This window comes from Actinoalloteichus hoggarensis (assembly GCF_002234535.1).
In the GTDB taxonomy this organism is placed as follows: Bacteria; Actinomycetota; Actinomycetes; order Mycobacteriales; family Pseudonocardiaceae; genus Actinoalloteichus_A; species Actinoalloteichus_A hoggarensis.
On the sequence record NZ_CP022521.1, the window covers coordinates 3,439,782 to 3,456,938 of the forward strand.

General features: G+C 74.2%; 3 protein-coding genes. All 3 read right to left on the reverse strand.

The window, feature by feature from the left end:
• Positions 1-14: 14 nt before the first annotated feature.
• Genes AHOG_RS15160 through AHOG_RS15170 form a run of 3 tightly spaced genes read right to left on the reverse strand, consistent with a single transcriptional unit; the run spans position 15 to position 17,157 of the window.
• Entirely contained in the window at positions 15-10,172 is a 10,158-nt protein-coding gene (locus AHOG_RS15160) for a type I polyketide synthase (RefSeq protein ID WP_093941943.1), read from the reverse strand.
• Positions 10,172-12,253 (reverse strand): type I polyketide synthase, encoded by a 2,082-nt coding sequence (locus AHOG_RS30340; RefSeq protein WP_093941944.1) that lies wholly within the window; start codon positions 12,251-12,253, stop codon positions 10,172-10,174. Before AHOG_RS30340 ends, AHOG_RS15160 begins: the two co-directional genes overlap by 1 nt.
• A gap of 8 nt (positions 12,254-12,261) precedes the next feature.
• Positions 12,262-17,157 carry a type I polyketide synthase gene (locus tag AHOG_RS15170; RefSeq protein WP_093941945.1) on the reverse strand — a complete coding sequence of 1,632 codons (4,896 nt, stop codon included), beginning with the start codon at positions 17,155-17,157 and terminating at the stop codon, positions 12,262-12,264.

A 17,157-nucleotide genomic window follows, 5' to 3' on the forward strand; every position in this document is an offset into this window, starting at 1 on the left:
CCACGTCGGGTCGGTCACAGCGTCTCGGCGATCCAGGCCTCGACGGCGGCCGCCGTCGTCTCGGCGTGGGACTCCACCATCGTGTAGTGATCACCGGGCACCTCGACGGAGGTGTGCGCGGTGTCCCAGGTGGACCGCCACTCGCCCTCCGGCTCGCGTTGCTCCGGGCCTATCCGGACGGCGTCGGCGGGCCGGACGAACAGGACCGGCGCGTCGAGTTCGCCGGGCTCGAAGTCGGCGAAGATCCGGAAGTACCAGCTCATCGCGCTGAGACGGGTGGTGTCCAGCTCGCCGAAGAGGTTCTCGCGGTCGAACATCCCCTGCGTCATCTGCTGCCAGAACGCATTGCCGGTGACGGTGCGCGGCACGTAGCTGTCCAGCAGTACGACGGCGGCGGGCGACCGACCGGCGGCCTCGAGCGCACTGGCGGTGGCGTGGGCGAACAGCCCGCCGGAGGACGATCCGAGCAGGATCACGGGTTCGTCGCCCGCCGCCGCCAGCACGGCCTCGGCGTAGAGGTCGAACAACGCCTCCCGAGTCTCGGGAAGCGGCTCGTCGGCGAGGAAGCCGGGGGTGGGTATGCCGTACAGGTCACGAACGCCTCGGCTGGCGGCCGCGAGCCTGGCGTACTGGTGGATGCCGCCCATCGCGGCGTAGGAGCTGAAGCAGACCAGGGGCGGGCGGGCGTCGCCTCGGGCCAGTTGGACCGGCGTCAGCGGGCTGCCGTACCCGACGGAGTCCCGGAACGACGGCCGCAGCGTCGCCGCCGCCGCGAGGAGGTCCAGGCCCTCCTTGAGACGGTTCGCCGCGCACGCGTCGCGGAAGAGGTGTCGGAGGCTGTCCGCCGGGTCGGTCCGCGATCCCGGCGTGGTCTCGGGTGCGGCGGCCAGCTCCTCGGCGAGCACTCGGGCCAGGGCGGCCGGGGTGCGGTGGTCGAACACCACGCTCGCCGCCATGCGCAGCCCGGTGGCGGTGCCGAGACGGTTGCGCAGCTCCATCGCGGTCAACGAGTCGAAACCCGCGGCCAGGAGGTCCTCGTCGGCGGCGAGCGACTCCCCGTCGGTGAAACCGAGGATCGTCGCCGCGGTGGTCCGCACCAGGTCGGTGAGCGAGTCGCGTCGCTCCGGTTCCGCGAGGCTCGCGAGTTCCCTGCGCAGGGCGCCGGAGTCGGTGCCCTTGGCGGCGGCCCGTCGGCGGCCCGGTCGGCCGAGCCCGGCGAACATCCTCGGCAGTTCCGCGCCGGAGCGCAGGGCCGCCGTGTCCAGCGGCGCCGTGACGAGGACCGGTTCACGCGAGGCCAGGGCGGCGTCGAACAGGGCGAGGCCCTCGGCCTCCGACAGCGGGAGCAGGCCGCCGCGCGACATCCGGGAGCGACCCGCGCCGCCGAGGTCGTCGTCGGCGGCCCAGAGCCCCCAGGCCAGCGAGTGCGCGGGCAGGCCGAGACCGTGTCGGTGTGCGGCGAGGGCGTCGAGGAAGGCGTTCGCGGCCGCGTAGTTGCCCTGTCCGGGCCAGCCGAAGGTGCCGACGACCGAGGAGAACAGCACGACGGCGACGGGGGTGTCGCCGATCAGCTCGTGCAGGTTCAGCGCGGCGTCGACCTTGGGGCGCAGCACTCGGTCCATGCGCTCCTCGTCGAGCGAGCCGAGCACACCGTCGTCGAGCACTCCCGCGGCGTGCACGACGGCGGTGAGCGGGCGATCGGCGGGGACGGCGGCGAGCACGTCTGCGAGGGCGGCGCGGTCCGCGGCGTCGCAGGCCACCAGGTCGGGGCGCGCGCCGAGGGAGATGAGCTCGGCGAGCAGGTCGGCGGCGCCGTCGGCCTCGGCGCCGCGGCGGCTGAGCAGCAGCAGGTCGCGGACGCCGTGTCGGGTGACGAGGTGCCGGGCGAAGAGGCGGCCGAGGGTGCCGGTGGCGCCGGTGAGCAGCACCGTGCCGCCGTCGAGGGCGATCGGCGGCATGGCGGGGGTCGACGCCGTGCGCTCGAGCCGGGGGACGTGCACGGCGCCGTCGCGCATGGCGGCCTGGGGTTCGCCCGCGGCCAGCAGCGCGGGCAGGGCGGCGGCGGACTTCTCCCGCTCGTCCAGGTCGACGAGCAGGAACCGATCGGGGTTCTCGGTCTGGGCCGTGCGCAGCAGCCCCCAGACCGCGGCGGCGCCGAGGTCGGTGATCCGGTCCTGGGCGTCGACGGCGACCGCGCCCCTGGTGCACAGGACGAGACGTGAGTCGTGGAGGTGGTCTTGGGCGAGCCAGTCCTGCACGAGACGGAGTGCATCCGCGGCGTCGGCGCGGACCGCCGCCGCGTCGCCGTCCGCCCCGGTGACGGCGGAGACCAGGACGACGTCGGGCGCGGCTGCTCCTCGGCCCGCCGCCGCACCGAGCGCGGCGAGGTCGAGGTAGGACTCGGCGGGCAGGCCCGCGGCCCGCAGACTCGCGACGAGGTCGAGTGCGTCGCCGCCCACCACGGCCCAGCGCCCGTCCTGTTCGGCGGCGTCGACGGGCAGCACCGGCCAGGTCATCCGCAGCAAGGACGGACCGCCGGCGTCCGGGGCGGCGGGCGGCGGCCGTAGGACGAGGGACTCGGCCGTCGCCAGCGGGGCTCCCGCGCCGTCGGCGAGGGTGAGCGCGACGGTGTCGGCGGCCGTCCTGGTGAGCCGGACGCGGGCGGCGGTCGCCCCGGCGGCCGAGGCCGACACGCCTGCCCAGGTGAACGGCATCCAGCCGTCCGCGAGTGCGCCGTCGAGTCCGAGCAGATTGATCGCGTCGAGCGCGGCGGTGAGCAGCACCGGGTGGAGGGTGAAGCGGGCGGCCTCGTCATGCAGGTCCGCGGGCAGGGCGACGTCGGCGAAGATCTCCTCGTCTGCCCGCCAGGCGGCCAGGACGCCGTTCTCCTCCGCACCGAGTTCGATCGGCACGGTGCCCTCGGGCGGCCAGGCGCGCAGGCTCTCGGCCGGGCCCGCCGCCGGGGAGAGCAGTCCGGTCGCGTGGCGAGTCCAGTCCGGGTCGGCGGCGCCGACGGCCCGCGAGTGGACGCTGACGGCGCGGCGGCCGTCCGCCTCGGCGTCGGCGATCACGACCTGGATCTGGACCACGCCGTCGTCGGGCAGTGTGAGCGGGGCCGCCAGTACGAGCTCGTCGACCCGTCGACAGCCGACGTGGTCGGCGGCGTGCAGGGCGAGTTCGAGGAACCCCGCGCCGGGGAACAGCACGGTTCCGGCCACCGAGTGCCAGCGCAGCCAGGGCTGACGTGCGGTGGAGAGGGTTCCGGTGAGGATGGTGCGGCCGCCGTCGGCGAGGTCGGCGGCGGCGCCGAGGAGGGGGTGCGCCGCGACGTCGAGACCGAGGGCGGCGGCGTCGCCCGCGGGCCGGGGGTTCGCAGGCCAGTAGTGGCTGCGCTGGAAGGGGTAGGTGGGCAACGGGACCCGTCGGGCATGGTCGCCGAAGGCAGGTGTCCAGTCGACGGCGTGGCCGCGTGCCCAGACCTGACCGACGCTGTCGTAGAGGCGACGCGGTCCGCCGTCGTCCCGCCGCAGCGTCCCGACCACCAGTACGTCGTGCGCGTCCAGAGCCTCCTGGATCGGCATGACCAGCACCGGATGCGGGGAGGACTCGACGAAGGCGGTGTGACCCTGATCGGCCAGCGCGGTGATCGCCGGATGGAAGCGCACGGTCTGCCGCAGGCTCCGGTACCAGTAGGCGCCGTCGAGGTGCGCGGTGTCCAGCCAGTCGCCCGTGACGGTGGAGAAGAACCCGACCTCGCTGCTCCGCGGCGCGAGGTCCGCCAGCGCGGTTCGGAGGTCCGCCTCGATGCGTTCGACCTGTGCGGAATGGGAGGCGTAGTCCACCGGAATCCATCGCACCCGGACGCCGTCGGCCTCCCCGGCGGCGGCGAACTCCGCCAGCGGTACGGCATCACCGGAGACCACGACGGACGACGGCCCGTTCACCGCCGCCACCGACACACCCTCGAACCCGGACAACCGCCTACGCACGTCGGCCTCCGACAGCGCGACCGAGAGCATCCCACCGTGCCCCGCCAGCGTCTCCGCGATCAGCCGGGACCGCAGACACACCACCCGGGCGCCGTCGGCCAACGACAGACCACCCGCCACCACCGCCGCCGCGATCTCACCCTGCGAATGACCCACCACCGCATCCGGCACCACACCGAACGACTCCCACACCGCCGCCAACGACACCAACACCGCGAACAACAACGGCTGCACCACATCAACCCGCGACAACAGGACCTCATCGCCCAACGCCGCCAACGGCGCGAAATCCACCCACTCACCCAAAGCATCGACACACTCACCGAACCGCGCCGCGAACACCGGAGAACAGGCCAACAACTCCCGACCCATCCCCACCCACTGCGAACCCTGACCAGGAAACACCAACACCAGGCGACCGACGGCTCCCGCGGCCGCCGTCGGCTCTGTGGTGGTGAGACCGGCGAGCAGTTCGTCGCGGCCCTCGCCGATCACGACCGCGCGATGTTCGAAGGCCGTCCGCGAGTTCGCCAACGACCAGCCCACGTCGGCCGGTTCGCGTGCCGGCTCCGCCGTGAGGAAGGACGACAGTCGCCGAGCCTGCTCGGCCAGTGCCTGCGGTGAGCGCGCCGACAGCAGCCACGGCACGACCGCGGGGGCGGGCGGCGACGCGACGGGCACGGCGTCGGCATCGGCGTGGGGGTCGGGGTCGGCGGGGGCCTCTTCCAGCAGTACATGGGCGTTGGTGCCGCTGATCCCGAACGACGACACCCCCGCGCGCCGCGGCCGATCACCACCGTCCCAGGGTGTCGCCTCGGTCAGCAGCCGGATGTCGCCCGCCTCCCAGTCCACCTGCGACGTCGGCGCGTCGACGTGCAACGTCTTCGGCAGCACCCCGTGCCGCATCGCCTCCACCATCTTGATCACACCCGCCACACCCGCCGCGGCCTGCGCATGCCCGATGTTCGACTTCAACGACCCCAACCACAACGGCCGACCCGCCGGCCGATCCCGCCCGTACGTCGCCAACAAGGCCTGCGCCTCGATCGGATCGCCCAACACCGTTCCAGTGCCGTGCGCCTCGACGGCGTCCACCTCGGACGCCGCCAACCCGGCGTCGGCCAATGCGCCGCGGATCACCCGCTGCTGCGACGGACCATTCGGCGCCGTCAACCCGTTCGACGCCCCGTCGGAGTTCACCGCCGAACCCCGCACCACCGCCAACACCGGATGCCCGAGGCGACGGGCATCCGACAACCGCTCCACCAGCAGCACACCGACACCCTCCGACCAGCCGGTCCCGTCGGCCCCCTCGGCGAACGCCTTGCACCGACCATCCGGTGCCAGCCCCCGCTGCCGACTGAACTCCAGGAACATCCCGGCGGTCGCCAGCACGGCGACGCCGCCGACCAGGGCCAGCGAGCACTCCCCCGCCGCCAGCGACCGGGACGCCAGATGCAGCGCCACCAGGGAGGACGAGCAGGCCGTGTCCACCGTCATCGACGGACCCTCCAGCCCCAGGACGTAGGCGATGCGGCCGGAGGAGACGCTGCCCGCGTTGCCGGTGAGCAGATGTCCGGTCAGATCCTCGGACATCTCGGCGAGGCCGGTGCCGTAGCCGCTGGAGGCCGCGCCGATGAACACGCCCGTCGGGGTGCCGCGCAGCGAGGCGGGGACCACGCCCGCACGTTCCAGGACCTCCCAGGACGCCTCCAGCAGCAGCCGTTGCTGCGGGTCCATCGCCAGCGCCTCCCGAGGGGAGATGCCGAAGAACCGCGGATCGAAGTCGCCGACCCCGTCGACGAACCCGCCCTCGTGGACGTAGCTGACGCCGGCCCGCTGTTGTCCGGAGTCCGCCATCCCGGCCAGGTCCCAGCCCCGGTCGGTGGGGAAGTCGCCGATCGCGTCGGTGCCCTCGGCCACCAGCCGCCACAGGTCCTCCGGGGACGCGACGCCGCCGGGGAAGCGGCAGCTCATCGCCACGATGGCGATCGGCTCGGCCGGATCGGCGGACCGCGTCGACGTGGCCGGGGTCGGGACCGCCGCCGCGCCGCCGAGGTCGGCGTCCAACTGCGCGACCAGGGCGGACGGGGTCGGATAGTCGAAGGTGAGGGTGGCGGGCAGCCGCAGCCCGGTCGCCGAGGCGAGCAGGTTGCGCAGCTCGACGGCCGTCAGCGAGTCGAACCCGAGGTCGGTGAAGGCGCGGTCGGGGTCGACGGACTCGGGCGAGGGGTGGCCGAGCACGCCCGCCACCTGGGCGCGCACCAGGTCGAGCAGGGTGCGACGGCGTTCGGCGTCCGTCGCCCCGGCGAGCCGGTCGAGGAGGGTGCCCGCATTCGCCGCGCCCGCCGCCGCCTGCCTGCGCCGGGTCGGGGCGAGTCCGGAGAGGATCGGGGACAGCGCCTCGGCTCGCGCGCGCAGCGCCCGCAGGTCGAAGCGCACCGGGACCACGGCGGGGGCGGCGGCCGCGACCGCGAGGTCGAACAGCGGCCAGCCGTCGTCCTCGGTGAACGGAACGAGACCTGCGGCGGCGAGTCTGCGGCGGTCGGCCGCGCCGACGGTGCTCGTCATCCCGCCGTCCGCCACCCACGGGCCCCACGCCAGGGAGTGGGCGGGCAGGCCCGCGGCGGCGCGGCGGATCGCCACGGCGTCCAGGAGGGCGTTGGCGGCGGCGTAGTTGGCCTGGCCAGGCGCGCCGACGGTGGCCGACAGCGAGGAGAACAACACGAAGCCCGCGAGGTCGAGGCCTCGGGTCAGCTCGTCCAGCGCCAACGCCGCGTCGGCCTTCGGGCGGAGCACGGCGTCGAGTCCGTCGGCGTCGAGCGTGTCGACGAGTCCGTCGGCGAGGACGCCCGCGGCGTGCACGACGGCGGTGAGCGGACGGTCGGCGGGCACGCCGGCGAGCACGGCGGTGAGGGCGGCCCGGTTGGTCACGTCGCAGGCGAGCACCTCGGTCTCGGCGCCGAGATCGGCCAGTTCGCGGATCAGTTCCTCGGCCTCGGGCGTGGCGCCCCGCCGGCTGATCAGCAGGAGGTGTCGGAAGCCCGCGCGGGCGAGGTGCCGGGCCAGCTGGGCGCCGAGCGCGCCGGTGCCGCCGGTGACGAGCACGGTGCCGTCGGTCCGCCACGCCGTCGGAACGGTGAGCACGGCCTTGCCGACGAGGCCGGCCTGGCTGAGCCTGCGGAAGGCGGTGCGTGCGTCGCGGACGTCCCAGGCGGTGATCGGCAGCGGCTGGAGCGTGCCGTCGGCGAACAGCGCCAGCAGGGCCGCGAACATCTCCTGGATGCGGTCGGGCCCGGCCTCGATCAGGTCGAACGCCCGATACCCGGCGCTCGGCTCGCGCACGTCGGTCTTGCCCAGTTCGAGGAACCGACCGCCCGGCACCAGCAGCCGCTGCGAGGCGTCGACGTACTCGCCCGCCAGGGAGTTGAGCACGACGTCCACTCCCCGGCCGTCGGTGACGGCGCGGAAGCGGTCCTCGAAGCGCAGGTCGCGGGAGGAGGCCAGGTGGTCCTCGGTGAATCCGAGGGCGCGCAGCGTGTCGTGTTTGGCCGCGCTCGCCGTGCCGAACACCTCGGCGCCGAGGTGGCGGGCGAGCTGGGTGGCGGCCATGCCGACGCCCCCCGCGGCGGCGTGGATCAGCACCGTCTCCCCCGGCCGGACCCGACCGAGGTCGACCAGCGCGTAGTAGGCGGTGAGGAACACCAGCGGCACCGAGGCCGCCTCGGCGAAGGTCCAGGAGTCGGGGATGCGCGCGCACAGGCGGTGGTCGGCGAGCGTGGTCGGGCCGAAGCCGCCGCCGACGATGCCCATCACCCGGTCGCCGGGTCGCAGAGCGGTGACGTCGGGGGCGACCTCCCGGACGATCCCGGACGCCTCGATGCCCAGCGGCACGGGCGGCCCCGGGTACATCCCGAGCGCGCCGAGGACGTCGCGGAAGTTGACGCCTGCAGCGCGGACCTCGATCCGCACCTGTCCCGCGGTCAGCGGCGCGCCTGCCTCGGGACACTCCACCAGCGTCAGGTTGTCCACCGAGCCGCGTTCCGGCGCGTCCAGTCGCCAGTGCTCGACGGGCGGCGGGCGCAGCGGGCCGCCCGGTTCGCCGGGGTTGGGCAGCCGGCCGAGTCGGGGCACCACGGGGGTGCCGCCGCGCAGCACGGCCTGGTCCTCGCCTGCAGCGGCGAGCGCGGGCAACGCGGCGGCCGAGGCGGGGTGTTCGTCGACGTCGACGAGCATGATCCGGCCGGGATGTTCGGACTGCGCCGAGCGGACGAGGCCCCACACCGCGGCGCCCGCCGGGCACGCGGTGTCCGGGCCCGCCGCCATGCCGGTGACCAGGATCAGCCGCGACTCGGCGAAGCGCTCGGCCGCGAGCCAGGAGCGCAGCAGGGCGAGGGCGGCTCGGACGGCGGTGTGCACGTCAGCGGTCTCGACGTCGCGGCCGGTGGACAGCGCGGCGACCACCACGTCGGCGGCGGCGATCTCGTCCAGGGTGGTGTGTCGGGGGGCCTCGGGGAGGTGGTCGGCGAGGGAGGCGGCGAGAGCGGTCTCGCCGAGAACGGCCCAGTGTTCGGCGCCGATGCCGGCTCTCGACTCGACGTCCCGTGGTCGCCAGTCCACTCGATACAGCGCGTCGGTCGACATGCCGAGCCGATCGGCGACCATCGGGCGCAGAACCAGCGACTCGACGGCGGCGACGGGTGCGCCCGTGCCATCGGCGACGGTCAGCGCGAGGGAATCCGGGCCGCGGGGGGACAGCCGGACGCGCAGGGTGTCGGCGCCCGTCGCGTGCAGGCTCACCCCGGAGAAGGCGAACGGCACGAGTCCTCGGTCGTCGCCCGCGCCGAGATCGGCGAAGGACACGGCGTGCAGGGCCGCGTCGAGCAGCGCCGGATGCAGGCCGAAGGCGGCGGCCCGGTCGCGTTCCGATTCGGGCAGCTCCACCTCGGCGTACACGTCGTCGCCGCGCCGCCAGACGGCGCGCAGACCTCGGAACGCGGGCCCGTAGGCGAGGCCGCCCGCGGCGAGCCGGGAGTAGAGCGCCGCGCCGTCGAAGGGCAGGGCCGCCGCATCGGCGGGGGGCCAGGCGGTGAGGTCGGCGGCGGCGGGCCGGTAGGCCTCGGCGAGCAGCACGCCGCCGGCGTGGGTGGTCCAGGAGGCGTCGTCGTCGGGGCGAGAGTAGACGTGCAGCGGACGTTCACCGTTCTCCGCCGGGGCGCCGACGACGATCTGTACCTGGGTGTCGTGTCGGGTGAGGGTCAGCGGGGTGTGCAGGGTGAGTTCGGCGAGGTGCGGGGCGCCGACGTGATCGCCTGCGTGGACGGCGAGTTCGACCAGGGCGGTGCCGGGCACGATGGTGGTGCCGTGCACGACGTGATCGGCCAGCCACGGGTGGGTGCGGGTCGAGATCCGCCCGGTGAGCACGAGGCCGTCCGTGCCCGCCACCGAGACGCGCGCGCCCAGCAGCGGATGCTCGACGGCCGAGAGTCCGGCGGCGGCGACGTCGGCGGAGTCGGCGCCGGGCTCCGGCCAGAACCGCTGCCGTCGGAAGGCGTAGGTGGGCAGGTCGACGCGGCGGGCGTCGGGCAGCAGGGCGGCCCAGTCGAGATCGACACCCGTGGTGTACAGGACCGCCAGCGCGGCCGACAGCGCGGCGGGCTCGGGACGGTCGCGGCGCAGCGCGGCGACCGCCGTGGCGTCGGCGACGAGGTCGGTGATCATCGGGGTGAGCACGGCCCGGGGGCCGAGTTCGAGGAATCGGGTGACGCCCGTGCCGCGCAAAGTGGTGACGCCGTCGGCGAAACGGACCGTCTCCCGCACATGCCGCACCCAGTACTCCGGAGTCGTGATCTCCGCACCCGCCACCTCACCGGAGACCAGAGAGATGACCGGCAACCGAGGCGACTCGAACCGAACACCGCCGACGACCTCAGCGAACTCATCCAGCATCGGATCCATCAACGACGAATGAAACGCATGCGACACCGACAACCGACGAGTCTTCCGACCCAGAACGACGAAATGTTGTTCCAGGCTGCCGATCGCACTCTCCACACCGGAGAGCACGACAGCCCGCGGCCCGTTCACCGCCGCCAGCGACACCGCATCCGACAACAACGGCCGCACCTCATCCTCCGAGGCCGCCACCGCCACCATCGCACCACCCTCAGGCAACACCTCCATCAACCCACCCGAGCCGCCACCAGACGACACGCGTCTTCCAGCGAGAACACTCCGGCCACATACGCCGCCGTGATCTCACCCAACGAATGACCCGTCACCACATCCGGACGAACACCCCACGACTCCACCAACCGAAACAACGCCACCTCGAACGCGAACAGACCCGCCTGCGCGAACACCGTCCGATCCAACACAGCACCCGCGGCACCGGCACCGGCACCGGCACCGGCACCGGCACCGGCACCGGCAAACACCACCCCGGCCAACGAACCCGGCAACAGACCCTCGAAACCCGCACACACCTCATCGAAGACCCCGGCGAACACCGGAAACGCCCCGTACAACCCCCGACCCATCCCCGACCGCTGCGCACCCTGACCCGAGAACAGCGCGGCGGTGCGGCCCGGCCGAACGGCGCCCGTGATCACGGTCGCACCGGTGCCGCCCGAGGCCAGGGTCTCCAGGCCGGCGAGCAGCTCCGTGCGATCGGCGCCCAGGACCACCGCCCGGCGGGTGTGCCGCGATCGAGAGGTCACCAGCGAGTAGGCCACGTCGGCCGGGTCGTCCGTCGACTCGACCGCGAAGTCCTTGAGCCGGGCAGCCTGCGCGGTCAGCACGTCGGCCGATCCCGCCGACAGCACCCAGGGCAGCACCGGCAGCGGCGGGCGGGCGGGGACCGCCGACGCCGACGCCGGTTCCGGGGCCTGCTCCAACAGGATGTGCGCGTTGGTCCCGCTGATCCCGAAGGACGACACCCCGGCGCGGCGGGGCCGGTCGACCTCGGGCCACTCTCGCCGCTCGGTGAGCAGCCGTACCGCGCCGGACGTCCAGTCGACGTGGGAGGTGGGGGCGTCGACGTGCAACGTCCTCGGCAGCACCCCGTGCCGCATCGCCTCCACCATCTTGATCACACCCGCCACACCCGCCGCCGCCTGCGTGTGCCCGAGATTCGACTTCACCGACCCCAACCACAACGGCCGACCCTCGACACGATCCCGGCCATAGGTCGCCAACAACGCCTGCGCCTCGATCGGATCACCCAACGTCGTACCCGTGCCATGCGCCTCCACCACGTCCACACCGTCCGCCGCGATGCGCGCGTTGGCCAACGCCTGCCGAATCACCCGCTGCTGGGCAGGCCCGTTAGGCGCGGTCAGGCCGTTGGACGCGCCATCGGAGTTCACCGCCGACCCGCGCACGACGGCCAGCACCGGATGCCCGTTACGCCGAGCATCGGACAGCCGCTCCAACAACACCAGACCCACGCCCTCCGACCAACCCGTCCCGTCCGCCGCCTCCGCGAACGGCTTGCACCGACCATCGGGCGCCAGGCCACGCTGCTGACTGAACCCGATGAACGAGCTCGGCGTGGACATCACCGTCACCCCGCCCGCCAACGCGAGGGCGCACTCATGCCTGCTCAGTGAGTGGCACGCCAGGTGCAGGGACACCAGCGACGAGGAGCAGGCGGTGTCGACCGACACCGCCGGGCCCTCCAGACCGAGCACGTAGGCGATGCGACCGGACAGGATCGCGGCCGCGCTGCCGGTGCCCGTGAATGCCTCGGCACGCTGCGGCGACGCCGCCATCAGCGCCGGATAGTCCTGCCCATTGGTGCCCGCGAACACGCCGACCGGCGCGCCGCGCAGCGACGACGGGTCGATTCCGGCGCGTTCCAGGACCTCCCAGGCGCTCTCCAGCAGGAGCCGCTGCTGGGGGTCCATCCCGAGGGCCTCGCGGGGGCTGATCCCGAATAGCTCGGCGTCGAAGTCCGCCACCTCGTCGAGAAAACCGCCCTCGCGCACGTAACTCCGGCCGGGCACGCCGGGCTCGGGGTCGTACAGCGCCTCGACGTCCCAGCCTCGGTCGTCGGGAAACGCCGAGACGGCGTCCGTGCCGTCCGACACCAGCCGCCAGAGGTCTTCCGACGAGCGGACGCCGCCGGGGAACCGGCAGCTCATCGCGACGACGGCGATCGGCTCCTGCGTCGCGGACTCGGCGGCGCGCAGCCGTTCGCGGGTCTCGTGCAGCTCGGCGGTGACCCGCTTCAGGTATCCGACGAGCTTCTCTTCGTTCACCATGTGCGGTCTCACTGGTCCTTCGTTGCTGAAGCCGTGCCGAATTCGTCGTCGATGAACGCGAGCAGTTCGTCGGCGCTGGCCGCGTGCAGCCGGTCGCCGACCGAGTCGGGGGCGTCGTCGGGGAGACCGTCGGGGTCGGCCGAGCCTCGGCGCACGGCGTCGAGCCGGGCCAGCAGTGCCTGCAACCGGTCGACGATCCCGGTGGTCTCGATGTCGGCCGCGCTGAACCGCGCGGTGCCGTTCTCCAGTCGGTCCAACGGGGTCAGCATCGCCAGCGGCTCGTCGGAGTCTCGCTCGTCGAGCAGCTCCGCGCGCAGGCGGTCCGCCAGGTCGGCCGCCGTGGGGTGGTCGAACACCAGCGTGGTCGGCAGGGACAGCCCGGTGGCGCTCACCAGTCGATCGCGCAGCTCCACCGCGGTGAGCGAGTCGAAGCCGAGGTCGCGGAAGGCCCGATCCGGCTCCACCGCGTCGGGGGTGTCATGGCCGAGTACCGCCGAGACCTCGGTGCGTACCAGGGTGAGCAGCAGGGCGCCGCGTTCCGCCGCCTCGGTCGCGGCGAGCCGGGCACGCAGGTCCGCGCCGCCGTCGCCGGTCGGGTCTGCCGCGACGTCCAGGGCGGCGCGGGCCTCCGCCAGCTCGCCCAGCAGCGGGCTCGGCCGCAGTGCGGTGAAACCGGGGGCGAACACCGACCAGTCCACGTGGGCGACCGTGGTCGTGGCGCGATCCTCGACCAGGCTCGCCTCCAGCGCGGCGATCGCCGTCGCGGGGGTGAGGAGGAGGAGACCCACGCGGCGCAACGCCTGGGCCGCCTCGTCGTCGGCGACCATGCCGCCCTCTCCCCACGGCCCCCACGCGATCGCGGTGGCCGCCAGCCCCGCGGCCCGACGGTGCGACGCAAGGGCGTCCAGGTGGGCGTTGGCGGCCGAGTAGGCGGCCTGACCGCCGCTGCCCCAGACACCCGCGATGGAGGAGAAGAGCACGAAGGCGTCCAGATCGCGGTCGCCGAGGACCGCGTGCAGGTTGTCCGCGCCCGCAACCTTGGCGCGGAGGATGTTCGCGACCTCCTCCACCGAGGTGTCCCGCAGCGCGCCGAAGCCCGCGACACCCGCGGTGTGGACCACGGTGCGCAGATCCTCGCCCGCCTCGTCGAGGTCGCGCACCACCGTCGCCAGCGCGGCGCGGTCGGCGACGTCGCACACCGGCATGGTCACCCGCACGCCGAGGGCGTGGAGTTCGCGTTCCAGTTCGGCCGCCCCCGGAGCCGCCGGGCCGCGCCTGCTGAGCAGCACCAGGTGTTCGGTGCCGGTCTCGGCGAGGCGGCGGGCGACGTGCCCGCCGAGTGCCCCGGTGCCCCCGGTGATCAGGGCGGTGCCCCGGCTCGGCCAGCTCTGCGCCTGCACGGGTTCGACGATCCGCCGCAGCCGCCTGCCGTGGCCCGCCGCGGCCCGCAGCGCCACCTGGTCTTCGCCGGCGTCGCCGAGCAGCACGCCGGGCAGCCTGCCCACGGCGCGCCGGTCCACAGCCGACGGAAGGTCGATCAGGCCGCCCCAGTCGCGGGGGAACTCCAGTGCGGCGACGCGGCCGAGTCCCCACACCGCGGCCTGTGCCGGCGCGGCCACCGGGTCGTGGTCGCCGATGCCGACGGCCCCCCGGGTGACCAGCCAGACGGGCGCCTCGATCGCGGCGTCGGCCACCGCTTGGAGGAGCAGTACGGCGACGGTCACCGGGCAGGACGATTCCTCGGCTTCGCCGCCGGGGGCGGACCAGGAGAGCAGGGAGAGCACTCCGGCGGGCGGGACGTCCTCGGCCGCGGCGCGCAGCAGCCCGGCGAGGCCGTCGCGCCGCAGTCCCCGGACGTCGACCGGCTGGACGTCGACCTCGCCGACGGCCTCCGCGAGCGTCGCGCGGACCGCGGCCGGGTACTCGTCGGCCGCGAGCGCCTCGGGCACCAACACCAGCCAGCGGCCCGCCGAGCCCGCAGGCGCGAGGTCGGTCGACTCGTCGAGTTCCGTCCAGCCGACCTCGTAGCGCGCCGAGTCCTCGTCGCCCGATGTCGGATCGGCCAGCCAGAAGCGGGTGCGGGTGAAGGCGTAGGTCGGCAGGTCCACCGGGCGGGCGTCGGGGAACACCGCGTCCCAGTCGGGCGAACGGCCCGCCGTGTGCAGGCGTGCGACGGCGGCGGCCAGCGCCGCGGGCTCGTCCTGTCCGCCGCGCAGCGCCGGGATCAACGCCTCGTCGCCCGCGCGGGACTCCCCGGCCAGCGCGGTGAGCACGCCGCGCGGCCCCACCTCCAGGAAGCGCACGACCTCTCGGCCGCGCAGCGCGGTCAGGCCGTCGTGGAACCGCACCGGCTCCCGGACGTGCCGCACCCAGTGTTCCGGGGAGGTCGGATCGGCGTCGGCGAGGTTCGACACGAGCGGGATCGTCGGCGCGGCGTAGTCGATCGACTCGGCGACCGCGCGGAACTCCGCGAGCATGGGCGTCATGTGCGGCGAGTGGAAGGCGTGGCTCACGGTCAGCCGCCGGGTGCGGCGGCCGAGGGCCTCGAAGCGGGCGCCGAGTTCGAGGACGGCGTCCTCGTCGCCGGAGAGCACCACCGAGGCGGGTCCGTTGACCGCCGCGAGGTCGACGGTCTCGGTCAGCAGCGGCCGCACCTCGTCCTCCGTCGCGGCCACCGACAGCATCGCGCCGCCGCCGGGGAGGTCCCGCATCAGACCGCCTCGGGCGGCGACCAGGAGGCAGGCCGACTCCAACGACAGCACGCCCGCCGCGTGTGCGGCGGCGACCTCGCCGATGGAGTGTCCCGTCACCACGTCCGGTGAGAGGCCCCAGGATTCGAGCAGTCGGAACAACGCCACCTCGACGGCGAACAGCCCGGCCTGGGTGTAGTCGGTGCGGTGCAGCAGAGCGGCGGCCTCGGTGCCGTCCTCGGCGAACACGACGTCGCGCAACGGAGGGTCCAGCGTGCCCTCGAAGCCCGCGCAGACGTCGTCGAACGCCGCCGCGAACGCGGGGTGCGCGGCATGCAGCGCGCGGCCCATGCCGTGGCGTTGCGCGCCCTGGCCGGAGAACAGGAACGCGGTCCGGCCCGTGAGTCGGGTCCCGGTGATCACGCGCGCCTCGGCGGTGCCCTCGGCCAGTGCGGCCAGACCGCGCAACAGCGTGGGCCGGTCGGCGCCGAGCACGACCGCGCGATGGTGATGGGCTGCCCTGGTGGTGGCCAGCGACCAGCCGACGTCGGCGAGCGGCGCGGTCCCGTCGGAGGTCGGGGAGTCCTGAACGGTCTGGTGAGAGCTCTGGGCGGCCAGGAGCCGGGCGGCCTGCGCGGGCAGCGCCTCGGAGCTCCGGGCGGACAACGGCCAGCCGACGATCGCGGGCGGCTGCGCGGAGCCGGTCAGGACTCCGGCGGGAACGGCGGGTGCCGCGCCGGTGTGGGAGCCGCCGGGGGTGGCGGAAGCGTCGGAGGCGTCGGGAATGGCGACGTCGCCGGGTGCCGCGGAGTGGGCGGGCATCGCCGCGTCGCCGGGTGCGGCGGAGCCGGCGGGCCGCGGTGGGTGCTCGGCCGGGGCCTCCTCGAGGAGCACGTGCGCGTTGGTGCCGCTGATGCCGAACGAGGACACCCCGGCTCGGCGCGGTCGGTCCGCGACAGGCCAGGCCTGCTCCTCGGTGAGGAGCCGGACCGCACCGGTCGTCCAGTCCACCTGGGTGGACGGCCGGTCCACGTGCAGGGTGCGCGGCAGGACACGGTGGCGGAACGCCTCGACCATCTTGATCATGCCCGCGACCCCGGCGGCGAGCTGGGTGTGGCCGAGGTTGGACTTCACCGAGCCCAGCCACAGCGGCCGCTCGGCGGGACGGTCCCGTCCGTAGGTCGCCAGCAGTGCCTGTGCCTCGATCGGATCGCCCAGGGCGGTGCCGGTGCCGTGGGCCTCCACGACGTCCACCTCGGACGGCCGGAGATCGGCATCGGCGAGCGCCGCGCGGATGACCCGCTGTTGAGAGGGCCCGTTCGGCGCGGTGAGTCCGTTGGAGGCGCCGTCGGAGTTCACCGCCGTGCCCCGGACGACGGCCAGCACGGTGCGGCCCTCACGTCGGGCGTCGGAGAGCCGCTGCACGAGCAGCATGCCGACGCCTTCGGACCAGCCGGTGCCGTCGGCCGCCTCGGCGAAGGGCTTACATCGGCCGTCGGCCGCGAGCCCGCCCTGGCGTCCGAACTCCTGGAAGGCCATCGGGGAGGCCATGATCGTCACCCCGCCGACCAGGGCGAGGGAGCACTCCCCCGCGCGCAGCGCGCGGGCGGCCAGGTGCAGCGCCACCAGCGAGGACGAGCAGGCCGTGTCGAGCGAGACGGCGGGTCCCTCCAGGCCGAGCAGGTAGGCGATGCGACCGGAGACCACGCTGCCCGCGCTGCCGGTCAGCAGATGCCCGGCGACCTCCGCCGGGGTCTCGGCGAGTCCGGCGCCGTAGCCGCTGGTCGCGGCGCCGAGGAACACTCCCGTCCGGCTGCCCGCCAGCGTGGTCGGGTCGATCCCGGCGCGCTCCAGCAGCTCCCATGACGTCTGCAGGACGAGCCGCTGCTGCGGGTCCATCGCCAGCGCCTCGCGCGGAGAGATCCCGAAGAAGCCGGGGTCGAAGTCGCCCGCGTCGTGGACGAAGCCGCCGATGCCGCGCTCGCGCCAACCACGGTCGGTCGGGAAGTCCCCCATGGCGTCGGTGCCGTCCCGGACCAGCTGCCACAGCCGCTCCGGCGAGTCGACGCCGCCGGGGTAGCGGCAGCTCGTGGCGAGGATCGCGATCGGCTCTCCCGCCGCGTCGGACAGCTCCCGTACCCGCCTCTGGAGCCTGCCGTTCTCCTTGAGCGAGGCGCGCAGCGCCTCGACCAGCTCCTCGGTGGACGTGGTCAT

Excerpts from the sequence above, each read along its gene's own strand:
- AHOG_RS15160 (WP_093941943.1), bottom strand. The coding sequence starts at position 10,172 with ATGGAGGTGTTGCCTGAGGGTGGTGCGATGGTGGCGGTGGCGGCCTCG.
- AHOG_RS30340 (WP_093941944.1), bottom strand. The coding sequence starts at position 12,253 with ATGGTGAACGAAGAGAAGCTCGTCGGATACCTGAAGCGGGTCACCGCC.
- AHOG_RS15170 (WP_093941945.1), bottom strand. The coding sequence starts at position 17,157 with ATGACCACGTCCACCGAGGAGCTGGTCGAGGCGCTGCGCGCCTCGCTC.